Source organism: Shewanella sp. AC91-MNA-CIBAN-0169, from assembly GCF_040310165.1.
Classification (GTDB): domain Bacteria; phylum Pseudomonadota; class Gammaproteobacteria; order Enterobacterales; family Shewanellaceae; genus Shewanella.
On the sequence record NZ_JBEOPM010000102.1, the window covers coordinates 1 to 277 of the forward strand.

Consider the following 277-nt stretch of genomic DNA (forward strand, 5'->3'; position numbering starts at 1 on the left):
TGCTGATACTTATGAGGAAGCGCAGCGCATTATTCGTATCAGTGATGAAGTGCGCATGTCCCTTGAAAAAGTACATGATAGCGATAACAAGAGCGCCCTTAACAACGGCTCTAATAATGGCGTTAATAAAGCTTCTAAGAATGGGTCGAGAAATACGTCCAGTATGCTATCTAGTGCTGGCAAGGTAAGCACAGACTCAGTTGCCAGTAACGCTACAGAAGCGGCAACGCCTAATTATTCTAAGCTGACGACGGCGAAGCTGGCGAAAGAATTGGGC

At 46.2% G+C, this 277-nt stretch carries 1 pseudogene; it reads left to right on the forward strand.

The features are described 5' to 3' along the window. Positions 1-277, forward strand: a pseudogene (locus AAEY98_RS22295) (hypothetical protein); the annotation flags it as partial.